Origin of the sequence: Mycobacterium ulcerans subsp. shinshuense, assembly GCF_002355775.1 — a bacterium.
In the GTDB taxonomy this organism is placed as follows: Bacteria; Actinomycetota; Actinomycetes; order Mycobacteriales; family Mycobacteriaceae; genus Mycobacterium; species Mycobacterium marinum.
In genome coordinates this window covers 63,836-85,717 of the sequence record NZ_AP017624.1, presented here as the reverse complement: position 1 = coordinate 85,717, position 21,882 = coordinate 63,836, and the positions used below count along the sequence as shown (strand labels likewise).

The following is a 21,882-nucleotide window of genomic DNA, read 5'->3' as shown; positions in this document are numbered from 1 at the left end:
GCTAGGCAAGACCGTTGGGCGCCTGCGGAGCGTTCGATGCGCCGTCATGCTTGACGGCGCTACCGCGCACCACGGCCCACACCGGATGCTGATTTCGCCGGGCGTCAGACAGGCGCTCCAGCAGGAGCAGGCCCAACCCTTCGCCCCAACCGGCACCGTCGGCCGACGCTGAAAACGACTTGCACCGCGCGTCGCTCGCCGACGCCATGCCTTGCGCCAAGGCAAAGAAGCTCGGTGGCGACATCATGATCGCTGCGCCCCCGGCAAGCGCCATCGAGCACTCACCCGATCTCAATGATCCGACGGCTTGATGAATCGCAACCAGCGACGACGAGCAAGCGGTATCCAGCGCCATGGCTGGTCCCTCAAGCCCGAAAAGATAGGAAATTCGCCCCGCAGCCATACTCGTCATATGGCCCGCCAACATCAGTGGACTATCGCCGTCCACCCCTGCGCCCAGTGTTTCGTACGGAATCGACGTAACACCTAGGAAGACCCCGGTGTCGCTACCTCGGACGCTCGAGGGATCGATACCCCCGCGCTCGAACGCCTCCCAGGCGCATTCGAGCGCGAGCCGCTGATGTGGATGCATCGCCAAGGCCTCACTCGAACTGAGTCCGAAAAACTCCGCGTCGAAGGCGCTCACATCGGCCAGAAACCCCCCGATCGGTGCGCCCAACCTGCTGGTCTGAGACTCCCCGTCGAAATAGGGCTCGCCGTACCACCCCCGATCCGACGGCCACTCCGAAATCAGGTCACGGCCTTCGGCAACGGCCGACCACAGATCTGCGGGTGACTCCAGCCCGCCCGGGTAGCGGCAAGCCATACCCACGATTGCGATCGGTTCCCGAGCCCCCATCTCAACCTCGCGCAAACGCCTACGCGTCTTCTCGAGTTCCAAGACGACCTGCTTGAGATAGGTGTGAAGTTTCTCTTGGCTTGCCATCGAAATGCCTTTCTTAGAGCGGGTCCCCTAATTTGGTGAACCGGGCAGCCGGCGACCACAAATTGGCCGTCAGGCCGTGACCAGCCTCGCCGTGACATCACCGAGTCACCGAACCTGGCGAACCGCGTCAGATCGAGTTCGGTTCGGGAGCTTGCCAGCGGCTCAGGTGTGGCCGTGACTACCTCGTGCCAGCTTCTCGCGGAGGCTCTTCGGCCCTATGTCAGGCCAGTTTTCATCGATATATGCCAGACACTTTGTGCGCTCCTCCTCGCCATAGACCACTTGCCATCCGGCAGGGATCTCAGCGAAGGTCGGCCACAAGCTGTGCTGCTCCTCGTGGTTGACCAGAACGAAGAATGCGCCATTATCGTCGTCAAAAGGACTGATAGTCATTAGCATTACAACTTTCGAGTCGACGTTTTAACGTCGGCGCCAAGCGAATATTTCACGCCCGCCCAAGTGCTTTCGCAACCCCTCCCAGTGAACTCACAGGAGTCAGCCAGGGCGGGGCGGGTAATGAGGCCGGCCCGCGGCCGCAGTCTCCGCAGCTCAACCGGTCGGCTCGACATCTCGTCGCCACCACCGGCAGTCGGCAAAGCGCCTGAAACGTTGTGCGACATAGCTTTACAAGTCAATTGAATACGCGAACCCCGCCGGCGGCCGCGACCAATTCCCTACCGGTAGGTATTCACAAACCCGCAGCTGAACGACTCGCGGCGGTCGTTCACTGCGGGCAACCGACGAACGGCGTTTCCCCAACATGGGCCGGTTGTACCTGTCGCACATGGGTGCCGGTGCGCGACGCGTTTCCCAAGCACTGGGGTGGTTTCCGCCCGAAAAGGCGAGTACACGTCACATTTGTTCGCCGACTTGCGATTCCATCAATCTCGGCCCGAAAGGCTATTAAGCCAACTCACAGGATTCACGCAATTTCGGCGGGGTTGCCAACCCCCAAGGGCGACAGTACGGTTGAGCCCGCTATTGACGCCCTACCTACTACAGCACCTAGTAACTGCACGAATTCCTAACGCCTAAAAGCGAATTGGTTTCAGTTTTCTAGGTGGGTAGCCAGACATCAGTGCTGACAACAATCCCGATCGTTAGGGGCCCCAGTGATCAGCGAGCCGATCACCCAGCACACCACCTTCGCGACCGTCGCGCCGCTCCGCTCCGGCCGTCGACCAGGTTTCGACGCGGAGGGCGCACCCGCGAAGTCCCATCTTTCATCCCCAGAACCGCGCCGAAGAATCCCCCGACTGACGCGGTCCTCGAACAGCAGAACTGCGGCTAGGTGAACTGATGACAGCTCTCAAGATTCTTGGCAAACTTTGGATCCCACTGGTGATCGTCACCGTGGTCGGCGTCACCGCATTCAGCGTATCGCGTGTTCACGGGTTCTTCGGTTCACAAAAGCCCGAGCTCTATACCGACGGCTCCAGTGACGACGCCACACCCTTCAACCCAAAACAGCTGACGTATGAAATCTTCGGGCCAGCTGGAACGGTCGCCGATATCGACTATTTCGACGTCAACGCCCAGCCGCGCCGGGTTGATGGAGCGCATCTGCCCTGGTCGCTGGAAATCAAGTCAACGTCGGCATCACTGACGGGAAACATTGTGGCGCAGGGTGATAGCAACAGATTGGGCTGCCGAATAATCGTAGACGGCGTCATCAAGGCCGAGCGAATATCACAAGAAGTCAACGCGTACACCTTCTGCATAGTAAAGTCGGCGTGACCATCAAACGCCCAGTGCGGCAGTCGCTTTCCTGCGCGATCCGTAGGCTGTCCATTCCCATCGTCATCGGCTGGATTGCACTGAGTGCGTATCTCACTGTGGGCTTGCCACCACTTGAGGTGGTTGGGCAGCTGCATTCGGTTTCAATGAATCCCAGAGATGCCCTGTCGGCGGTTGCGATGAGGCGCATCGGGGAGCTGTTCAAGGAGTCCGATTCCGACAACACAGCGATGATCCTCTTGGAGGGCGACCAGCCGCTGGGTGACAACGCGCATTACTACTACAACAACCTCGTTCGTCAGTTGAGCAGCGATACAACGCACGTTCAGCACATTCAGGATTTTTGGGGCGATCCGCTGACGGCGGAAGGGGCGCAGAACACCGATGGCAAAGCCGCGTATGTGCAGCTGAACCTCGCCGGCAACATGGGGGGCCCGCTGGCCAACCAGTCCTTCGAGGCTGTGCGGCAGATCCTGGCGCGCACGCCGCCCCCTCCTGGCATAAAGGTGTACGTCACCGGCCCGTCGGCACTCACCGCCGATATGAGTCGCACCGGAGATAAATCACTCGTCATCGTCACGATGATAAGTATCTTGGTGATCTTCATCATGCTGCTGCTGGTCTATCGCTCAATCGTCACCGTGACACTTTTGCTCATTACGGTTGGAATCGAGTTAACAGCGGCGCGGGGAGTCGTCGCCTTTTTGGCGTGGCACGGGGTTATTGGCTTGTCGACCTATGCCATTAACTTGCTCACAACCATGGCCATCGCCGCCGGTACGGACTACAGCATATTCATCATCGGCCGCTACCAGGAGGCTAGGCAGGCCGGCGAGGACGCGGAAACAGCCTTCTACACGATGTACCGAGGCGTTGCTCCCGTTATCTTAGGCTCCGGCCTGACCATCGCCGGAGCGATGTATTGCCTGACCTTCACGCGGATGCCCTATTTCCAGAGCATGGGGATCCCTTGTGCCGCAGGCATGCTGGTTGCGGTCGTCGCCGCGCTGACGATGGGCCCAGCAGTTCTCGCATTGGGCAGCCGCTTCGGATTGTTCGATCCGAAGCGGAAGATCAAGACGCGCGGCTGGCGCCGGATTGGCACCGCTGTCGTACGGTGGCCCGCTCCCATCCTGACGGCAACCTGTGCCGTCTCACTGGTTGGCCTGATCGCCCTGCCCGGGTATCAGACAAATTACGACGACCAGACCTATGTGCCAGACAACATCCCGGCCAATGCTGGATACGCCGCGGCAAATCGTCACTTTCCTCCGTCCCGAATGAAGCCGGACGTCTTGCTGATCGTCGCCGACCACGATATGAGGAATTCTGCGGACTTCCTGGTCTTGGACAAGTTGGCCAAAGGCATCTTTCATGTGCCGGGAATCTCCCGAGTACAGGCGATAACTCGGCCCAAGGGCACGCCCATCGAGCATACGTCGCTACCGTTCCAGATCAGCATGCAGAATGCGGGTCAGCTGCAAAACATGAAATACCAGCGCGACCGCATGAACGACATGCTGACGCAGGCGGGCCAGCTGACGAGCACTATCGCGCTAATGAAGCGGACCTACGATCTGATACTGCAGATGTCGAAAACTACGCATCGAATGGTGGGCGATACGCTCGAAATGAAGAGCGTCACCGACGAATTGCGTGACCACATCGCGGACTTCGAAGACACATGGCGGCCTATTCGGAGCTATTTTTACTGGGAGAAACACTGTGCGGACATCCCTATCTGCTGGTCGCTAAGGTCGATATTTGATGCCCTCGACGGCGTCGACCAGGTTTCCGAACAGCTCACCACCCTCACGGGAGGCCTAACCGACATGGATCGGATTCTCCCTCAGGTCGTTGCGACATTTCCGCAGATGATCCAAAACATGGAGGGTATGCGGACATTGATTCTGACAATGCACAGCACGATGTCCGGGATCTACGATCAGATGGATGAATTGAGCAAGAACTGGACTGCGATGGGCCAAGCATTCGACGCCGCTAAGAACGACGATTCGTTCTACCTGCCTCCAGAGGTTTTTAACAACCCCGATTTCAAAAGGGGAATGAAGATGTTTTTGTCCCAAGATGGGAAGGCGGCCCGGCTATTTATCTTTCACAGAGGAAACGCGGCGGGATACGAGGACATATCGAGCATCTCCGCGATAAATATCGCGGCGGCGGAGGCGCTCAAGGGTACCCCGTTGGAGGACGCCCAGATCTACCTCACCGGTACCGCCGCGGTCTACAAAGACATAGCCGACGGCTCGAAATACGTTCTGATAATTGCGGGGCTTTCGTCGCTGTGCCTGATTTTCATCATCATGCTACTTATCACGCGAGGTTTCGTCGCGGCGTTAGTGATCGTGGGAACCGTTGCGCTATCGCTAGGCGTATCGTTTGGTCTCTCGGTGTTGCTGTGGCAACACCTGCTCCGCATCGAACTGCATTGGCTCGTGCTCGCGATGTCCGTCATCGTTCTATTGGCCGTGGGCTCCGATTACAACCTACTGCTGGTATCCCGGCTCAAGGAGGAAGTCGGGGCCGGGATAAAGACCGGAATCATCCGGGCGATGGGCGGTACTGGCAAGGTAGTGACGTCGGCCGGCCTGGTGTTTGCCTTGACGATGGCGTCCATGGCGGTCAGCGATCTGATTGTGATAGGCCAGATCGGGATCACCATCGGCCTGGGTCTGCTGTTCGATACGTTGATTGTGCGCTCCTTGATGACCCCATCTATCGCCGCGCTACTCGGCCGCTGGTTCTGGTGGCCACTAAACATCCGCTCACGGCCCCCTCGGCTAACGCGTCAGCGACTACTCACGTCCGTCTCGCAAGAGCCGGCAGCGGCGCGCGTGTAGCCGGGCGTCATTCGATGTTGGTTCACGCTACCGAGCCGCCGAACCTGGGTGGTCCGATGCTGTCCAGGCCGTGCGTATAGCGGCTGCCGATGAATACCACTCCTGCGAAAGCTACCGCGTTGCAACATAATCTGCCGGGACGGCCCGCTGGGAGCACGGGGAGTTCAGTGGCGGCGGGAGAGCGCCACGCCGATAGACTCGACGGTTCGCTGCTTCGGATTGCTGGAATCTGCGTGTTCGCTTCGGTCGCAGTGAATTTGGCCAATACTGCCGTCAGTGTCGCGCAGCGCAGTCTGATCGTCACCTTTGGCTCAAATCAAGCCGTCGTCGCTTGGACGGTGACCGCCTACACACTGACCGAAGCCGCGGCTATCCCGTTGTCAGGCTGGGCGGCCGACCGGATCGGCACCAAGCGACTCTTCATGATTTCGGTGTTGGGGTTCACCCTAGGTTCAGTGTTGTGCGCTGTCGCCCCGAACATCGCGTGTCTGATCATCTTCCGCGCGGTTCAGGGCGGTGGTGGCGGCATATTGATGCCACTGGTCATTACCATCTTGGCTCGCGAGGCGGGCCCCAACCGACTCGCTCGGCTCATGTCGGTGATGGGCATACCGCTACTACTTGGCCCGATGGCTGGGCCGATACTCGGCGGCTGGCTCATCGACGACTACGGGTGGCAGTGGATTTTCTGGATCAATGTGCCGATCGGCTTGATCACGTAGCCCTTGCAGCCATCGCGTTTCCCGGAGATCACACAGCACCGTCAGAAACCCTCGACATAGTCGGCATGCTGCTACTGTCACCCGGGCTGGCAACATTTCTCTACGGATTGTCGACTGTTCCAGCCCGCGGGACCGTAGCTGATCGCCATGTCTTGATACCGGCGACCGCCGGGCTGGTTCTGATGGGCGCCTTCGTCTTTCATGCTCTCTATCGCGCCGACCGTCCGCTGATAGATCTGCGGCTGTTCAGGAACCGGGTGGTGACCGTCGCCAATGCGACGATAGTCTTTGTCGCCGCGGGGTTTTCCGGCGCCGTGCTGCTGGTGCCAAGTTACTTTCAGGAGCTGTTGCGTGAAACACCGTTGCAGGTCGGCATACACATGATTCCGCTTGGGCTCGGTGCCGCGGTGACCATACCGACCTCCGGCGTCTTGATGGACAGACACGGCGCCGGCAAGGTGGTGTTGGGCGGCGTAACGCTGATCAGCGTTGGCATGGGCACTCTCGCGTTCGGCGCCGCCGAGCACGCCGCTTACGTACCCACCCTGCTTATCGGGCTGACGATCGTGAGTATGGGCATAGGCTCCATCATGCTGCAACTCACCACGGTGGCGGTGCAGACCCTGGCCCCGCACCAAATCGCGCGGGGTTCGACCCTGGTTAGCGTCAATCAACAGCTGTCCGCCTCGGCAAGCACCGCACTGATGTCGGTCATACTGACCAGCCAGTTCAATCGCAGCGCCAACATTGCCGCGGCGAACCGCCTCGAAGCCCTTAACGAAAGCGCGACCAGACGGGGGATCCCCCTGGCCCCTTCGCAGATACCGCCGCGAACCCTCAATCCCGATTATGGGGCCAACCTGTTGCACGACCTGTCTCAGGCGTACACCGTGGTGTTCGTATACGCCAGCGTGGTCATGCTAGTGACTTTTCTCCCTGCGGTGTTTCTGCCCATGAGGGCCGCCATCACGTCGGCCCCATTGCGTGAGCCCATAGACCCGGAGTTCCCTGAGATGGCGGCCCGTGGGCGTCCGGGGTGAATGCGTTCTCGGGTGGCTCAGTCATCCTCAGCCCTTGTGCGCGAGGAGAAGAAATCCCGGGAACATCAATCGGCCCTTGTCGTCTCGCTGCGCCTCGACACTCGGCGCAGACCCCGCCGCCAGCTGCACATCATTGGCATAGAGCGTGGCCGGGCGCACTTCATCGACGGTCCATTGCGTTGCCACCGTGTCGCGCAGCTCTTCGGCGGTGAAACCGTTAGGACCTGGCATCCCATCGCCAAATGGCCGCTGGGCAAACGCCAGGATGAACAGTCCCGCACCCGGAGCCGCCGCCCGGTGGATGGCCTGCACGTAGGCCTGGCGGCGCTGCACGGGCAGGGCGTGCAGTAATCCGCTGTCCATCACCGTGTTGAACCTGCCGTCGTATCCGTCGAAGGCAGTGACATCGGCCGCAGCGAAGGTGGCCGTGGTCAGTCCTCGCTCGGCCGCCGCCGCACTGGCGGTGGCGATGGCGGTCGCGCTGGCGTCGAGGCCCACGACCGAATACCCTTGCGCGGCAAGCGCAAGGGACAGTTCAGCCTCCCCGCATCCAGCGTCGAGAACCTCGCTGCGCACCTTGCCCCCTTCGATGAGAGCGGCCAGTTCCGGCTGCGGTGCACCGATGCTCCAGGGCGGCCGAACGTCTTGCCGGTAGGCGCTGTCCCAATCCATCCGCGGTTCTGTCACGTGGGGGTCCTTCCCTAGCGGGTTTCTTCGGTCTGACGGCCACGTAGGGGCCTTCCGCAAGGGTGGGCGATTTCGCACCGATTGTCTACTTTTGCTGATCCGGGGCATAATCGCTCACACAACGACGCGGAAGAGGCACTGGTGACTATCGGAGAACAGGTTCCCGAAGGCCCCGTCGAATCCGTACCGAGCACCGAACGCAAGGGGCAACGGACCCGGCGGCGCATCCTCGATGCCGCTCGCACTGTCTTCGCCGAGGTCGGCTACGAACGCGCCACGATACGGGGCATCGCCGCCGCTGCGGGCGTGGACAAGTCCTCGATCATCAAATACTTCGGCACCAAGCAGGCGCTGTTTCACGAAGCCGTGCATTGGGACATCCCGGTGGCCGAACTGAGCACCGACGACGCGGGGCAAACGACCGAAAACTACGCACGCGCCATGCTTACTGCCTGGGCCGCCGATCCCAATAGCCCCATGGCCGTGCTGCTGCGCACCAGCATGACCAGCGAAGACGCCGCTGACATCCTGCGCAGGCACATCACCACGCAGGGCGTGGACGCGGTAGCGGCCACCATCGACGCCACCGACGCCAGGCTGCGTGCCGCGGTGGCCGGCGCCATCTTGATGGGCATCGCCAGCCAGCGGTTCATTCTGCGGATGCCCGATTTGGTCAACGCCGACATCGACGACATCCTGCGACTTGTTACACCGCTGCTGCGCTCGTTGATCGACCCCGAATGACCGGGTGAATAGGACCTCGGAGCTACCCTCGCGCCCCCTGACATGGCGACGCAGCCTTGCTGCGGATCGTGGCGCATGTCATCGAAGAATCGCTGGTCGCACCGGTGTCTTCAAGAACCCCACCGAGCACGAGCGCAGACACCGGACTCAGATGGTGCGTTTCAGCCCGACGTGGGCAGCGTGGTACCCGAGCCGGCGATAGAACGCCCGAGCCCTTTCGCGTGCCTCGTCCGTGGTCACCTGCGCCAACTGCGCCCCGTGAGCTCGGCCGTAGTTGTGTGCCCACTCGACGAGTGCGGTACCGAGGCCCTGTGCGCGTTCGGCTTTGGCGACCCGTAATCCCTCGATCTGCAGCCGAGTGGCGCCGCCGCGGGACAGGCCGGGAATGATGGTCAATTGCACGGTCGCGACGACCATGTCGGAACCGTTCAGGACGACTCCGAGATAGTTGGATCGGTTGCGAACGAGGACGTCGTAGGCCGCCTCGTAGCGTTCGAGTCCGGCGCCTTCGCGATCCTGACCGAATTCGTCGTCGGAGAGCAGCTCGGCGATCACTCCCACGTGTTCGCGCGTCGCGCGCTGCACCCGGAAGGTGCGCCCTGCTACCCGCAACAGTCCTCGCACCGAGGACTGCGCCAGTGCCTGCAGGCGCGCCACCAGCAGGTCCAGCCAGGACCCCACGTTGGTTCGCGCCTCCGCGGTATCTGGGTAGCGGCATCGCAGATGCAGGCCGGATTCGTCCTGAATGAACCAGAGCATGACGCCGTCGGTGTGGATCCTCGCGCTCACATACTGGGCGTCGAGTCCGACCGAGTCGATGCGCACCGGAAGTCTAAGTTGGTCCAGCCAGGAGATGGCGAACATGCCAGGCGCCATTGGCATTCCGCCCCACGGAGCCAGTACGTCGGCGAGTGGCCAGGAACCAAGCTGCACCGCTTCTTTGACGGCGGCGGCCGCGGCGTTCGGCTCGACGACCGCGGACTCCAGCACCGAATTGGTGATGAACCAGCCGACCGAGTCGTGCCACTTTTCTTCAAATCGGCGGTGCACGGGGAAAACTGCGCGCAGCGGCGCTCCCGCCAACTCGCGGGTTACCGCAGTCATGGCGACCACCGCGAGTGCCAACGTCGAGACGCCGTCATTGCGTGCCTGCGCGGCGAACGCGGCGCCGTCATCGACATCGAACACATCACGCACTTCGACGCGTTCCGGATGCGGCCCAGACTCACCCAACGGCAGCGGAAACCGCGGCATGACCCCACCACTGTCGCTGATGATTTGGGCCCACCGCGCACACACGCGATCCGGCGCCGGGGGACGGTCCAGTAGCGCTTGGGTGTGCACCACAAACGCGGGCCGCGGCTGCAGAGACGACGTACGTCCGGTCCTCGCGTCGGCGAGCATCGACAACAGGTCCCGGGCAATCACGAGCATCGACCACATGTCCACATGTGCGTGGTCGGCAGCGATGACCACCGTCAATCCGGCGGCAGTCTCCAACACGCAGAGCCGATGTGAGGGCCGCTGATAGGGCGAACACGTCGCGTTGAGAACTACTCGCAGTGCGTCGTTGACCTCCTGGCCCGCGGCGATCTCATGCTCGACCCACTTGCCGGGTTGAACATCGATCTCATGCAGCTGCGGATCGCCGTCCGCCCCGAGTGTGAATGCCGTTCGCAGAGTGCCGTGGCGGGCGATCACGCCCAGCCACGCATCGGCCAGCGATTGCCGGCTGACCCCAGCCGGCAATCGAATGGACAGAGCCATCCAGGAGCCGGGTCGCGCACCCGCGGCTACGTGTATGCGCTGGTCAAAAGACACCGGAAGCTGCCGACCGAGGTCAGACACCGACACGTCATAGCCCCAGAGTCGTCCGAACGGTAGCCGCAAGTGCGCCACGTTGGTCAGCCGCATGGCGGTACCCTAACGCCCCAGATAGCCTGAATGCTCAGTCAGCGCGGTCGGCTCCGGGACGAGTCGGCCGATCGTGAAAAGAGTCGCGCGATGTCCACTTTCGTGGTACCGGGAGCAGAGCTTGCGGTAGAGCTGAGCGACGAAGGTGGTCACCCGGTAGTTCAACTGCACGGACTTACCTCCAACCGGGCGCGTGACCGGGTGCTCAATCTTGACCTCGGCAGGGGGCTCAGCGGGACCCGCTTGCTGCGCTACGACGCACGCGGCCACGGCAAGTCGACCGGGCGCAAGGTTCCCCAAGATTACCGGTGGGAACGCCTTGCCGAGGATCTTCTACGGCTGCTCGACAAATGGTTTCCCGGCGAACAGGTGCATGGGGTCGGCCCATCCATGGGTACCGGCACACTGCTGCACGCTGCCGCCCGCGAGCCGGACCGCTTCGCCGGTCTCACGCTGATGGTGCCGGCCACCGCGTGGCACACCCGGCCCGCGCAGGCCGCCAATTACCGGGTGGCGGCCGAGATCATCGAAACCGAGGGAGTCGGGGCATTCATCGCCTGGGGGCGTGCGGCGACTCCGCCACCAGCCACGGTCGGCGCGCCCGAAACAGTTCCCGATGTCGCCGATGCGTTGCTGCCATCACTGTTTCGCGGTGCGGCTCTCAGCGACCTTCCCACCAGTGAAGCCCTGGCACGAATCGATGTGCCGACCACGATCCTGGCCTGGATCAACGACCCGGCGCATCCGCTGTCGACCGCGGAATCACTTGCCGCACTGCTGCCGCAGTCGACGCTCACCGTGGCGCACACCCCGGCCGATGTCGAGACCTGGCCCAAGATCCTCAGCCAAGACGTCGCCCGCAGAGGCTGACACCGCCGCGCGCTCAGGTCAGGAGCCGTCTCGCCCCAGCCGCGCCATCACCAGGGGGGTCACCGCAACGCGCTCGTCGGATTGAACAACCCGCGTGCCGCACGGAATTGGCGGATCCGCTCTCACTGCTACCGCGGACGAGACCGCGCGCGATCATGGGTCCGGCGTTGTCTGCGGGCGAGCCGCCGAGCCAGCACCTGCTGCCCGGGGCCGGCCAGCTCCCCGATGGCACTGTGCCGACCGGAGACCGCCATCAGCACGGCTTCCGCCGATCCGGTCAGCTCTGGTCCGCTGCCGTGACTCCAGTCCAGGTCGCTCGTGGTCAGGCGTACACCGCGGGCCAGGTGCCACCCTGGCAGCTCGGGGGTGCGCAGGCTGTCACCCAGCACGCAACGCAGCCGTTCGGCCGGGATCTGGCGCGGCAGACCGAGCGGGCGGCGGATGTCTTGATGATGGATGGTGACGTCGAGCAGCGCGAGCCGGCCTCCGAAGGTCGTGGCCAGCCCCCGCGGCCGCAGCCGAGCCCGCAGTTGGTCGAGCAGCTGTTCGGTGCTCAGCGATGCGAGTTCGTCGACCCACACCTGGTTGGCGTCAATGATCCGACCGCGGATGACACGGCCAAACATGCCGAGCAGACTGGCGTCGTCGAAGCTCATCACATGAGCGACCACGTCGCGCACCCGCCAGCGCTCACACAATGACTGCGCCTCCCACTGCTCGGGCGTCAAAGTCGCCAGCAGATCGGCCAGCTCTGTCCGCTCGGCGGTGGCCATCTCGAGACCGTCCACGGGATCAACTCTGCCACGCCGACCCTCGGTGGCCGTCCGATAAGTGCTCCTGCCCTGCGCGCCAGCGGAATTCACGCCACGGATACGCCGCTGCGAGGGCAGCGAGCCCGGATTTCATCCTCGCCGTGGGTACGGCCTGCCGCGCCTACCGCACAACAACTGGGCTGCTGGGCACGCAGAGCCGCTAAGCTCCCTGTCATCCCCGCGCACAGCCATCACTCATCGCCCCCCTGACACTGCAGATCGGGCGCATCGAGCGCGGACGTCCCATGGCAGTCACAGCCGCCGGCGAGCGAGTCCTCGATTCAGCCGCGTTGACAAGTTCGTCGATCCTGGCCGCAGTCCACTGGGCCACTGGTGGTCGACGCATTGCCTCCATTGCGACCCAGGGCGATCACCTCGGCCCGGCAATGGAATCAAGCTGCTTCGGTGAGCTGATCGTCACATGGCTGCGGGCGAGGCCCTCGGATTCGTCGACCCGCCGGCGTGCTTCACGAACTTGGCGGATCCGCCATCGCGCGCGAGATTCCGCCACGATCCGTGAGACCCAATAGCTGCCGCGGCTCATCTGGCCATGTTGGCAAAGCGCGACAGGTGCAACTGGTGCGCGACGGTCACCGTCTTGGTCGGACCGTTCCGGTGCTTGGCCAGAATGAAATCCGCTTCTCCCCCACGTGGGTCGTCCCGCTCGAATGCATCCGGGCGGTTGAGCAGAATGACCATGTCGGCGTCCTGCTCCAGCGAGCCCGACTCACGCAGGTCCGAAAGCATCGGCTTCTTGTCGGTACGTTGCTCGGGACCACGGTTGAGCTGGCTGATCGCGACCACCGGGACCTCGATCTCTTTGGCCAAGAGCTTCAGATGCCGGGAGAACTCCGAGACTTCCACCTGCCGCGACTCGTGCTTCTTGCCGGAGATCATCAGCTGCAGATAGTCGACGACCACTAGCTTCAGGTTCGCCTTCTGGCGCAGTCTGCGCGCCTTGGCCCGGATCTCCATCGTGGTCAGGTTCGGCGAGTCATCGATATACAGCGGCGCCTCGCTGATCTCGCTCATCCGACGCGCCAGCCGGGTCCAGTCATCGTCGGTCATCCGGCCCGAACGCATGTCGGTGAGTTTGATTTTCGCCTCCGCTGACAGCAATCGCATCACGATCTCGGTCTTGCTCATTTCCAGCGAGAAGATGACGCTGGCCATCTGGTGCTTGATCGAGCAGGAGCGCATGAAGTCCAGGCCCAACGTGGACTTGCCCACACCCGGCCGCGCCGCGACGATGATCATCTGCCCCGGGTGCAGGCCGTTGGTCACCTCATCGAGTTCGGTGAATCCGGTCGGCACACCGCGCGAGATCCCACCGTTGGAAGCGATGGCGTCGATCTCGTCCATCGTTGGCTGCAGCAGATCTTCCAGCGGCACGAAATCCTCGGACAGCCGCCGATCGGCGACGTCGTAGATCTCGGCCTGCGCGCGGTCGACCACCTCGGCCACATCGGCGCCCTCGGCACCGGCATAGCCGTATTGCACCACCCGCGTGCCGGCCTCCACCAGACGGCGCAGCAGCGCCTTCTCGCCGACGATGCCCGCGTAGTAGCCGGCGTTGGCGGCGGTCGGCACCGTTGAGATCAGGGTGTGCAAATAGGGCGCACCGCCGATACGCCGCAGCAGGCCGCGTCGATCCAACTCGGCGGCCACCGTCACCGCGTCGGCCGGCTCCCCGCGCCCATAGAGATCCAGAATGGCGTCATAAATGTTCTGGTGAGCCGGGCGGTAGAAGTCACCGGGCCGCAGCCGCTCCAGCACATCGGCGACGGCGTCCTTGCTCAACAGCATCCCGCCCAGCACCGACTGCTCCGCGGCGAGATCCTGCGGCGGCTGCCGGCCGAAGTCTTCACTCGGCGACGGGGCATCCATGTTGTCCGAGTGCGCGAGGTCGTCAACGACAGCCATTGGCTCTCACCTCCTCCGAAATAAGCATCCGAACGTACATTCGATCGCTGAGTTTCAGAGCGTAAGTCACCGCACCGACAACCCCCACTCCCACACACCCATCGTCTTGCGACGGGACGATGCTAGACGTTGCTGGCGAGTACTCCAAGTGCCTGCTGTTTATGAACCTGTGCATCGTGTGTGCATATCCATTGACGCCGGTGTTGAGGGGGGTGTGGAAAACCTGTGGATCAAGGCCGACCTTCTATACATCACTGCAGGTGACCGCTATCCAACGCCAGACATTCAGTGTGGACAAGAATCTCTTCGGCGTGTCGGGTCAGGTTACTGCGTCGGGCGTGTTGGTTTTCGCCGAGATTTTCCCCAAGTTAATCAGTGGTAACGAGGCACGTCCGAAACCATGCTCTGGAAAGTTCGCCAGCCGGGCGCCGCCGCATCGCGCTTCCCAGCTATCTCGGATATGGTTCCGAGCAGCACAAAACCCGGTGGCGGCCACTGGCCGCCACCGGGGACATTGCTTGTTAGTGCGGGCTAACTTTCCGCGACCACGTCGACGGAGAGCTCCACCTCGATCTCGGGGTGCAAATGCATCACCACGGGATGGGTGCCCACCGCCTTGATGTGGGCCTTGGGCAGCCGCACGATCCGCTTGTCGAGGTTCGGCCCGCCCGCCTTCTTGATGGCGGCCACGACGTCACCAGCGGTGACCGAGCCGAACAGCTTGCCGGAGTCGACAGCCGTCTTCACCGGCAACGCGACCGAGCCGAGCGCCTGGATGGCGGTCTTGATCTCGTTGGCGTGTTCGCGGTCGCGTACCGCCTTGGTCTCGCGGGACCGGCGGATCTCATCGGCCTGCTTCTGCGCACCTCGCGAGGCGACGATCGCCATCCCGCGCGGTAGTAGGAAGTTGCGGCCGTACCCGTCCTTGACCTCGACTGTGTCGCCGACGGAACCGAGGTGGTCGACGTCAGCCGTCAGTATCAGCTTCATCGTTATACGTACTTTCGTTGGGCTTTCAGCGATTACCGTCGATTACCGCGCCGACGAGGTGAAGGGCAGCAACGCGACCTCGCGAGCGTTCTTCACCGCCAGGGCGATGTCACGCTGGTGCTGCACACAGTTGCCGGTGACCCGGCGGGCACGGATCTTGCCGCGCTCACTGATGTAGGTCCGCAGCAGCGCGGTGTCCTTGTAGTCGATTGCTTGGTCTTTCTTGGCGCAAAAGACGCATTTGCGCGTCTTGACCGGCTTCTCCGGAGCCGGACGACGCTTGTTGGACTTGGCCATGTGTCTGTTTCTTTCCGTTTCTTACTGGTCTGAAATTCTGTTGGTTCAGAAGGGCGGTTCGTCGTCGCCGCCGAACGAACCCGATGCCGGGGCACTGCCCCACGGGTCGTCGCCCCCTGCCGGGCTGCTGGCCTGCGCGGGCGCCTGACGCGCCCCACCGCCACCGCCACCGCCACCGCCGAAGCCGCCACCACCGCCGCCGCGGCTGGCCTTGTTGACCTTGGCGGTGGCGTACCGAAGCGACGGTCCGATCTCCTCGACCTCGACCTCGACGACGGTGCGCTTCTCGCCCTCACGGGTTTCGAAGGACCGCTGCTTGAGCCGCCCGCTGACAATCACGCGCGCTCCCCGGGTAAGGCTTTCTGCGACGTTCTCAGCGGCCTCACGCCAGATGTTGCAGCGCAGGAACAGCGCCTCGCCGTCCTTCCACTCACCGCTTTGGCGGTCATAGATCCGCGGCGTGGAAGCCACGGTGAAATTCGCGACGGCCGCACCCGATGGCGTAAAACGCAATTCGGGGTCAGCGGTCAGGTTTCCAACAACGGTGATAGTGGTGTCACCAGCCACAATTTCCTCCTGGATCCGCCTGGCGGGTAGTCATGAGCATGTCGTAGCGAGCCTGCACACGAGCCTATGCAACGGCGCTGACAGCGGACAGTCAGCGCTTGTCGGCGCGCATCACCTTGGTGCGCAACACCGACTCGTTCAGGCTCAGCTGGCGGTCGAGCTCAGATACCGTCGCCGGGGCGGCCTTCACGTCGATGACGGCGTAGATGCCTTCGGCGTGCTTGGCGATTTCGTAGGCCAGGCGCCGCCGGCCCCAGATGTCGACCTTGTCGACCGTTCCGCCGTCTTTCCGGATGACATTCAAGAACGTCTCCAGGGACGGGGCAACAGTACGTTCGTCGAGCGTTGGGTCAAGGATGACCATGATTTCGTATGGACGCATGGGAACCTCATCACCTCCTCTGGTCTGCACGGCCACGGTAGTTCCGCGGCAGAAGGGTCGCCTGCGTCGGCAACCGCATCAGGCTACCGGACGCGGCTTAACCTGCGAAATCGGATGGACCGCTCACTTGCGGGAGTCGAGGAATTCGATCGCCCTGGCCCTGACCCCTTCGTCGGCCTTGGCCAGCGATCCGGCATCGAACGGCGGCTCGGGGTCGTACTCGATCAGCAGTTGGGTGGCCTGCGCGGCCTCGCGATCCACCAGCAGCTCGACCAGCCGCAATCCCATGTCGATCCCGCTGGACACCCCGGCGGCGGTGATGATCCGTTGCGGCAGGTGCTCGACCACTCGTTGCGGCACATACCGTGCACCGAGCCCGTTGAGCAGTTCGGCGGCCCGCCAGTGCGTCGTCGCGGTCAATCCGTCCAGCAAGCCGGCCGCGGCGAGCAGCAGCGCACCGGTACACACCGAAGGGGTGAATCTGGTGTGCGGGTGCACCGCCTGCAGCCAGCCGCGGATGGTTTCGTCTTCGAGCAGTCCGCGAGTGCCGATGCCACCGGGAAACGCCACGACATCGGGCGCATCGACTTCGTCGAAGGTGGCATCGCAGGTCACGCCGAGCATGCCGTTTTCGGTGCGCACCTCACCACGCTGGTGCCCGATGAACACCACATCGATCGACGGAATCCGTTGCAGAACTTCATAGGGGCCAACCGCGTCCAACGCGGTGAACCGGGGAAACACCGGGATCGCGACCTGCATCACCGGCCCCCCACCGTGACCGGTTCGGGCGCGGCCGCCACCGTCACCCGTCGTGAATGCACCGGGCGCAGCCAACCCGGCAACCACCCTGGAGGAGCATCGGCGGCGCGATCAAAAGTGCCCCCCGCCGGATCGTCGATTCGGCCGTCCCAACGCACCAAGTCCTCCTCGGGCCGGTAGATCTGTCGAATCACCAATGCACACAGCGCCATCACCGCGATGTCACGGAGCAGCACCGTTGTGGTGAACCACTGTTCGGGCAACGAACGGCTGGCATTGCCATAGAGGTAATACATCCGCGGTACCCACACCAGTGCGTCAATTGTCATCCACGCCAGCAGAACCCGTCGATGCGGCAGCGCCAGCACGGCCAGCGGGACCAGCCACAGCGAGAACTGCGGACTCCAAACCTTGTTGGTCAACAAGAAGGCGGCGACCACCAGGAATGCAACTTGGGCCAGCCGCGGCCGCCGCGGCGCGGTGAGCGCAATGTAGACAATGGCCGCACAGGCCAGCCCAAACAGCGCCGTGACCACGGTGTTGAGCACCACCGGCGGCTCCCAGAAGCCCAGCGAGGGATCGAAACCGCGCCAGCCGGTGAACGACTTGATGACGTTGTACAGCGAATCCATGTCTTCGCCGCGCCGGGTGTTGAGCCGGAAGAACTCCGACCAGCCCCGCGGATAGAGCACCATGACCGGCAGATTCACCATCAGCCAGGTTGCCGCGGTCGCCAGCGTGGCGCGCAGCACGCCACCGAATCGTCCGGACCGGATACCCAGCACCGCCAGCACGCCCAGGAACAGCAGCGGATACAACTTGGCAGCAGCGCCCAATCCGATCAGCACACCACTCAGCCATGGTTTGCGTCGCGCCCAGGCCAGCAGGCCACCCATCGCGAATGCCGTTGCCAGCGCATCAAAATTGGTGAATATCTGAAAGATCACCAACGGTGAGGCCGCCACCAGGGCCGCGTCCCAGATCCGTCGGCCCGCCAGCCCGGCGGTGGCCCAGACGGTGGCCAGCCAGGCCAGTGCCAGACCCAAGGCCGCGGCATTGAAGAACATCACCACTTCGGCGATCACCGGCAAGGGGGCCACCTTGCTCAATGCGGTGTAGGTCTTGGCCAGCGCCATCGACAGGTACTGGTAGACCCCGGTCAAAACCGGGTATTCCATGTAGCGCACCGCAATTCGGCCGTCGTACTGAATCTGGGGAGTACCTTCGCCGTTGGTCTCGATCCAGCTCGACTTGTACGGGAATTTGCCCTGATTCAACAGTTCGGCCCCGTAGAGCGGCACCGTATCGGAATAGCACAGTTCGTAGTAGGCACGCTGGTTGTCCCAGTTGGCTACCCGCTCGTCGCCCGGACCGGTGCCGGTGGTCTGTAGACAGGCCGCCTTGGTTGACCATCCGAGCGCCAGAAAAACCAAGGCCATCAAGAACATCACCCGCACCGGGGTCATGAATCGGGCGCGACCGATCAGCGCGTGGCGGCCTACCGGTCCACCGATCACACCCGCCAGCGCGGACCCCAAAACATCAGTGCGGCTGGGGAAATCGCGATAGTCGGCGCTACGCAGATCCCTGGCTAGCGGTTCGGGCGAGGTGGCGCAACGTGGTGTCCGTGCGTCCGTCACGGTGGCGGATTGTCGGCGGGTGGCGCCCCTGGTGGCGGAGGGGGAGCAAGAGTGATGGTGGTTGGCGGCCCGACGGGAATCGTGATCCCGGGCGCTATCTCGACCGTGGGCTGGATGACGGTCTCCGAGGGCGGCGGCGCCTCCGGTGGAGGTGGAGGCGGTGCCGGCACGCCGGCGTAGCCGCCGATCTCGGTGGGCTTGGGGAAGCTCTCGACCTCGGTGCCCTTCAATGCACCGTCCATGGTGGCTTTCCAGATGTCCGACGGCAGGCCCGAGCCGTAAATCGGTGCGCCCGAGGCGGTCACCAACGGCTCGTCACCCTTGACCGTTCCCACCCACACGGCCGTCGACAGTGACGGGGTGTAACCGACCATCCAGGCGTCTCGGTTGGCGCTGGTGTCGCCCAACTGCACCGTGCCGGTCTTGGAGGCCGACGGCCGGCCGCCGGCCAGGTTGTGACCACGCGAATATCCGGCAATGGGTTCCATTGCCGCGGTGACGTTGTCGGCTACCGCCTTGGGGATGCGCTGGTCACCGGTGTTGTCTTCGGTGGAGGCGTCGAAGAGAACCCGGCCGTCGGCGTTGACGACTTTCTGCACGAAATGTGGCCGGTGATAGATCCCGGATGCGGCCAGCGTGGCGTAGGCCGAAGCCATGTCGATCACCCGGGTCTGATACTGGCCCAGCACAATCCCGTTGTTGGGCGGTCCGCCCTTGCCGTCCTCGGACAGCGTGTGGGGCACGCCCGGGAAGCTGGTGGCAATGCCGGCCTGGTGCGCGGCGTCGGCGACGGCCTCCGGGCCGCCCTTCAGTTTGAGCATCAGCCGGTAGTAGGAGGTGTTCAGCGACATCTTGAGCGCCTGCGCGATGTTGCAGGTACCGCAGCTCTCGTCTTCGACATTGGTGATCTTGATGCCGTCCACCGTCAGTGGCGAACTGTCGACGTCATAGCCCAGGCCAATTCCCTGTTCAAGGGCGGCCACCAGGGCGAATACCTTGAACGAGGATCCCGTCTGCAGCCCGGCCTGCGCGAAGTCGAACCCGTTGGCGTTGTCGCCGCCGTAATAGGCGCGCACGGCCCCGTTGTGCGGGTCGATGGAGACCACCGCGGCCCGCATCTCGGGATCCTGCCCGTCGAGGTATTTCGCTACCGCCTTTTCGGCCGCCTGCTGCGCTTGGGCATCGATCGTGGTCGTGACCTGCAGCCCCTGCGTGTTCAGGGTCTGTTCATCGATGTTGAACAGCTCCAACAACTCTTTGGTGACCTGGCGTTCGATCAGCCCGTTGGGCCCGGTGGTCTGGTTGGCCGCGCGGGCTTGATCCGGCGGCACGGTCCTGGGAAATACCTGCTCGGCCCGGTCTTTGGCGGACAACGCCTTGGTATCCACCATGCCGTCGACCACCCAGTTCCAGCGCGCCAGCGCCCCATCGGGATCCACCGCCGGGTCCAGCGTGGAGGGCCGCCGAATCAACGCCGCCAGCAGGGCTCCCTCCGACACGGTGAGCTGCTCGACCGGCTTGTCGAAGTAGGCCTTGGACGCTGCCGAAATCCCGTATGCGCCGCGGCCGAAGTAGATGATGTTGAGATAGGCCTGCAGGACATCGTCTTTGGACCACTCCCCCGACATCTTGGTGGCGATGACGAGTTCCTTGGCCTTGCGCATCAGGCCGCTCCACCCGTGTTGCGCCGAGCCGACCAACGCGTTCTTGACGTATTGCTGGGTGATCGTGGAGCCGCCTTGCAGGTCACCGCCGAACAAGTTGTTCTTTATCGCTCGCGCGAAGCCGCTGAAGGAGAACCCCGGGTTGGAGTAGAAGCCGCGGTCTTCGGCGGCGATGACCGCGGCGCGGACATGCTCGGGCACCTGACTGAGGTTGACGTCGACCCGATTGCCTTCGGGGGGAACGATCTTGGCGATCTCGGAGCCGTCGCTAGCCAGGATCGTGGACACCTGATTGGTGCGGATGTCGCCCGGCCTTGGCACATCGACGATGAAGTAGGCCATGGTGAAGGTGACGATGGGCAGCAGGATGACCACCGCCGCGGCCAGGTAGGCCGAGCGCCGCACCCATTTCCAGTTGATCCGGCGCAGCCAGTCGCGCTGTGTCGTGGACCGGTGGGACCGGGCGCGAGAGCGACCTGTTGGACCTGAAGGCCCCGCGGGACCCGCGGGTGGAGGCGCCCCGCCATCGGGCGGAAGCCCACCGCCGCTGCGCCGGCTGCGGATGGGCCGCGTCGGCGGGGCGTCGAGCGCGGCCTTGACCTGATCGAGTCGATCACGCTGCAGGGGCGTCGAGGGCGGACTGTCCAGGGCGGCCTTGACTTCCTCGATCGGGTCGGCGTGGCGAGCTGAGCGAGGATCCGACACCGCAGGAATGATCGCGGTCATCCTGTCGTCGGGAGGAACCGCACGACGCGGAACCGGCGCCGAACGCGACCGTTCGTCGTTGCCGGATTGGCCGCCCATGTCATCGCCCGCTGGACCGCCCCGAGCGTCGCTGGGCGGCTGGTGGTGGCGCCCTTCGTTACTCACTGGCAGTGCGGCCTCCATTGCGCGCCGTGCGCTTGCCGCCGGTTCCCCGCGGGGGACGTGCGGGACGTGCCGCACCCAGGACATAGGACTTCACCAGGTGATTCCAACTGCAGGTGCGGCACACCTCCACAACGTGCACCGCGAACTCGGAGAACCGGGTGGTCAACATGATCAACTCTTCGGCGGTACGCGCCGAACCCGACACCGGGCCCAGGTGGTCACCGAACACCCAAGACACCAGCGTGAGCTGCTCTTTACGGCAGATCGGGCAGATCACCTGACTTTGTTTCCCGTGAAACTTCGCCGCGCGCAGCAGATAGGGATTCGCGTCGCACACCTCGGAAACACCGGTGCGCCCCGAATACACCTCGGCCAGCAGTGAGCGCCGCCGAAGCGCGTAGTCCACTACCTGTCGCTGCAGTCGCACGCTGACCAGAGTACGTCGCGATCCGCA

At 63.4% G+C, this 21,882-nt stretch carries 18 protein-coding genes and 1 pseudogene; 5 read left to right on the top strand and 14 right to left on the bottom strand.

Translation table 11 applies throughout. The features are described 5' to 3' along the window. Position 1: 1 nt before the first annotated feature. Both SHTP_RS28235 and SHTP_RS00415 read right to left on the bottom strand, forming a co-directional pair. On the bottom strand, positions 2–946 hold the full coding sequence (locus SHTP_RS28235; protein ID WP_231991238.1) for a beta-ketoacyl synthase N-terminal-like domain-containing protein: 945 nt from the start codon (positions 944–946) through the stop codon (positions 2–4). Between the two features lie 162 nt (positions 947–1,108). Next, positions 1,109–1,339: an MbtH family protein gene (locus SHTP_RS00415; RefSeq protein WP_096372241.1), complete on the bottom strand. Its 231-nt coding sequence runs from the start codon at positions 1,337–1,339 to the stop codon at positions 1,109–1,111. Positions 1,340–2,245: 906 nt separating this feature from the next. On the opposite strand from SHTP_RS00415, the gene SHTP_RS00410 reads away from it, so the two are divergent. The 3 genes and pseudogenes from SHTP_RS00410 (at position 2,246) to SHTP_RS00400 (ending at position 7,306) form a co-directional block, all read left to right on the top strand. Further along, positions 2,246–2,683 carry an MmpS family transport accessory protein gene (locus SHTP_RS00410; RefSeq protein ID WP_012392098.1) on the top strand — a complete coding sequence of 146 codons (438 nt, stop codon included), beginning with the start codon at positions 2,246–2,248 and terminating at the stop codon, positions 2,681–2,683. After that, positions 2,680–5,544, top strand: a complete 2,865-nt coding sequence (locus SHTP_RS00405) for an MMPL/RND family transporter (protein ID WP_096369451.1) — start codon at positions 2,680–2,682, stop codon at positions 5,542–5,544. The genes SHTP_RS00410 and SHTP_RS00405 overlap by 4 nt, the downstream gene beginning before the upstream one ends. A gap of 89 nt (positions 5,545–5,633) precedes the next feature. After that, a pseudogene (locus tag SHTP_RS00400) lies at positions 5,634–7,306 on the top strand (DHA2 family efflux MFS transporter permease subunit). A 27-nt stretch (positions 7,307–7,333) separates the two neighbouring features. Here SHTP_RS00400 and SHTP_RS00395 read toward each other — a convergent pair. Continuing rightward, the gene (locus SHTP_RS00395) at positions 7,334–7,993 is read right to left on the bottom strand and encodes a class I SAM-dependent methyltransferase (protein ID WP_096369450.1); all 660 of its coding nucleotides are present in this window, start codon (positions 7,991–7,993) and stop codon (positions 7,334–7,336) included. A gap of 141 nt (positions 7,994–8,134) precedes the next feature. Here SHTP_RS00395 and SHTP_RS00390 point away from each other — a divergent pair, with 141 nt between their 5' ends. Further along, a complete protein-coding gene (locus tag SHTP_RS00390) occupies positions 8,135–8,737 on the top strand; it encodes a TetR/AcrR family transcriptional regulator (protein ID WP_096369449.1) in 603 nt (200 codons plus the stop codon). Positions 8,738–8,884: 147 nt separating this feature from the next. Here the strand turns inward: SHTP_RS00390 and SHTP_RS00385 are convergent, their stop codons facing one another. Further along, entirely contained in the window at positions 8,885–10,651 is a 1,767-nt protein-coding gene (locus tag SHTP_RS00385; protein WP_096369448.1) for a GNAT family N-acetyltransferase, read from the bottom strand. A gap of 90 nt (positions 10,652–10,741) precedes the next feature. On the opposite strand from SHTP_RS00385, the gene SHTP_RS00380 reads away from it, so the two are divergent. Further along, the gene (locus SHTP_RS00380; protein WP_096369447.1) at positions 10,742–11,521 is read left to right on the top strand and encodes an alpha/beta fold hydrolase; all 780 of its coding nucleotides are present in this window, start codon (positions 10,742–10,744) and stop codon (positions 11,519–11,521) included. A gap of 128 nt (positions 11,522–11,649) precedes the next feature. On the opposite strand, the gene SHTP_RS00375 is transcribed toward SHTP_RS00380, so the two are convergent. From SHTP_RS00375 to SHTP_RS00330, 10 genes are all read right to left on the bottom strand, one after another. Next, the gene (locus tag SHTP_RS00375) at positions 11,650–12,309 is read right to left on the bottom strand and encodes a maleylpyruvate isomerase family mycothiol-dependent enzyme (RefSeq protein ID WP_020785417.1); all 660 of its coding nucleotides are present in this window, start codon (positions 12,307–12,309) and stop codon (positions 11,650–11,652) included. 564 nt (positions 12,310–12,873) lie between these two features. Further along, a complete protein-coding gene (gene dnaB, locus SHTP_RS00370; RefSeq protein ID WP_096369446.1) occupies positions 12,874–14,256 on the bottom strand; it encodes a replicative DNA helicase in 1,383 nt (460 codons plus the stop codon). Between the two features lie 531 nt (positions 14,257–14,787). Beyond that, positions 14,788–15,246 carry a 50S ribosomal protein L9 gene (gene rplI, locus SHTP_RS00365; protein ID WP_096369445.1) on the bottom strand — a complete coding sequence of 153 codons (459 nt, stop codon included), beginning with the start codon at positions 15,244–15,246 and terminating at the stop codon, positions 14,788–14,790. A gap of 42 nt (positions 15,247–15,288) precedes the next feature. Continuing rightward, positions 15,289–15,543, bottom strand: coding sequence for a 30S ribosomal protein S18 (gene rpsR / locus SHTP_RS00360; RefSeq protein ID WP_011738471.1), 255 nt, complete (start codon positions 15,541–15,543; stop codon positions 15,289–15,291). 45 nt (positions 15,544–15,588) lie between these two features. Beyond that, positions 15,589–16,110, bottom strand: a complete 522-nt coding sequence (locus SHTP_RS00355; protein WP_020727597.1) for a single-stranded DNA-binding protein — start codon at positions 16,108–16,110, stop codon at positions 15,589–15,591. Positions 16,111–16,201: 91 nt separating this feature from the next. Continuing rightward, positions 16,202–16,492 (bottom strand): 30S ribosomal protein S6, encoded by a 291-nt coding sequence (rpsF, locus tag SHTP_RS00350; RefSeq protein WP_011738469.1) that lies wholly within the window; start codon positions 16,490–16,492, stop codon positions 16,202–16,204. Between the two features lie 123 nt (positions 16,493–16,615). After that, positions 16,616–17,254, bottom strand: coding sequence for a DJ-1/PfpI family protein (locus tag SHTP_RS00345; protein ID WP_096372240.1), 639 nt, complete (start codon positions 17,252–17,254; stop codon positions 16,616–16,618). Then, positions 17,254–18,894, bottom strand: a complete 1,641-nt coding sequence (locus SHTP_RS00340) for a glycosyltransferase family 87 protein (RefSeq protein ID WP_096369444.1) — start codon at positions 18,892–18,894, stop codon at positions 17,254–17,256. The genes SHTP_RS00345 and SHTP_RS00340 overlap by 1 nt, the downstream gene beginning before the upstream one ends. Then, positions 18,891–21,428, bottom strand: coding sequence for a transglycosylase domain-containing protein (locus SHTP_RS00335; protein WP_157756256.1), 2,538 nt, complete (start codon positions 21,426–21,428; stop codon positions 18,891–18,893). The genes SHTP_RS00340 and SHTP_RS00335 overlap by 4 nt, the downstream gene beginning before the upstream one ends. Further along, positions 21,421–21,855 carry a DUF5318 family protein gene (locus SHTP_RS00330; RefSeq protein WP_172900493.1) on the bottom strand — a complete coding sequence of 145 codons (435 nt, stop codon included), beginning with the start codon at positions 21,853–21,855 and terminating at the stop codon, positions 21,421–21,423. The genes SHTP_RS00335 and SHTP_RS00330 overlap by 8 nt, the downstream gene beginning before the upstream one ends. Between the last annotated feature and the right edge of the window lie 27 nt (positions 21,856–21,882).